2 protein-coding genes are annotated in these 1,674 nt (G+C 35.2%); both read right to left on the reverse strand.

Annotated elements, in window-relative coordinates:
- Positions 1 to 41: 41 nt before the first annotated feature.
- The gene (locus J2Y67_RS27750) at positions 42 to 875 is read right to left on the reverse strand and encodes an IS3 family transposase (RefSeq protein WP_310179401.1); all 834 of its coding nucleotides are present in this window, start codon (positions 873 to 875) and stop codon (positions 42 to 44) included.
- Between the two features lie 53 nt (positions 876 to 928).
- A complete protein-coding gene (locus J2Y67_RS27755; protein ID WP_310179404.1) occupies positions 929 to 1,606 on the reverse strand; it encodes a helix-turn-helix domain-containing protein in 678 nt (225 codons plus the stop codon).
- Positions 1,607 to 1,674 lie beyond the last annotated feature (68 nt).

Here is a 1,674-nt window from a genome sequence, read left to right on the forward strand (position 1 = left end):
TGAACTGCACCCTGTCAAGTAGACAGTATAAAAAAATAAAATTAGGCAATGGCCTTAGCTCGATATTCTATCGGGCTAAGGCCATTAAATTTGGCTTGTAAACGCTCTTCATTATAAAACTGAATGTAGTCCCGTATATCCTTCTGAATCTCCTCAAAGGATTGATAATGATGAAGATAATATCTTTCTACTTTCAAAGTCCCCCAGAATGATTCCATACATCCATTATCAATACACTTTCCTACTCTAGACATACTATGGATAAGATGGTTTTTTTCGACTATCCGCTTAAATCCATTTGATGTATATTGAAAACCACGGTCACTATGAATTAAAAGTTTCTCATCATGTAAAGGATTCTTTTTTAAAGCACCTATAATAGTCTTAAAGACTAAATCATTATCATTTCGATGTCCGAATACGAAGGATACAATAGAATTATCGTGCAGGTCTAGAATAGCGCTTAAAAAGGCTTTTTGACCATTACCGTATTTTAATTCTGTAATATCAGTTACCCATTTTTCATTTGGGTGAGCTGCTGTAAATTCTCGGTTCAAGATATTTTCTTTCACGTTATTATCAGAAGGGCGATGATCCCATTTCTTTTTCCGGCGTATCTTTGATTGTAGTCCAACCAATTTCATTAACCGATAAATTCGTTTTGCATTATAATGTTTATTCATTTTCCGGTTGAGATTCATCGTAATCCGTCGATAACCGTAAATTCCATCCACCTTTTGATAAATTACTTTAATTTCTTTAAGTAATCCGCGATTTTCGCGTTCCTGATCGGTTTCTTTTCGATTGAACCATTTATAGTATGAAGATCGATTGGTATGACTTATTGTACAAAGAAGCTGAATAGGGTAATTCATTTTGTCATTTAATTCACGTATTGCGCAATATGCAACTTCATTCCGAACCTTACTTAGTACCGCCTTCTTTCGATTTCCTCCAACTTTTTTAATAAAGCATTTTCAGCTTCTAATCGATAATTTTTCGCTTCTAATTCCTTAACCTTGATACTTAATTTCTCTTGCTCTGTCATTTCTTCCACAGGTTTCTTTCTACCTCGCCGATCTCGAAGAGACTCCGGTCCACCTGCTTCATACTTTTTAGTCCAGCTGTATATTTGCTGGTAGCTAATTTGGAATTTCTCCATGACAGCTGAATAGTCATGGCTATTCTTTATACAAAAATGAACAGCCTCCACTTTCTCTTGGAAGGACAATTTTCTAGAATGAATCATAAGGGATTCCCCCCGACTTGTTTGTCTCGTCTCCTTATGATTATTATAGTTCTTTATCCAAACTCTGAGGGCGCCACGGCTCACTTTATGCCTTCTACATATTTCCAATATTGAATAAGCACCAGATATATAGTCTTGAATCGCACTTAATCTTATTTCATTTGAGTATTCTTTCCACCTGCGCGATTCCTTTAAACCATCCATACCATATAATTCATGTTTATCTTTCCAGCTATGAAGTGTGGATATAGATATTTTATATTCCTTTATCAAAATGCTGGGGCTCATTTCCCCCTCCATGTATTTCATTAAAATTTGATACTTCTCCTCAGCAGAATATTTACTTCTCTTTGACATAAAAAATCCCCCTAAAGTAACGACAGATTTTTGTTTTTTCATCTGTCCACTTTAGAGGGAGCATATCA

The organism is Neobacillus niacini, assembly GCF_031456445.1.
Taxonomy (GTDB): Bacteria; Bacillota; Bacilli; order Bacillales; family Cytobacillaceae; genus Neobacillus; species Neobacillus niacini_I.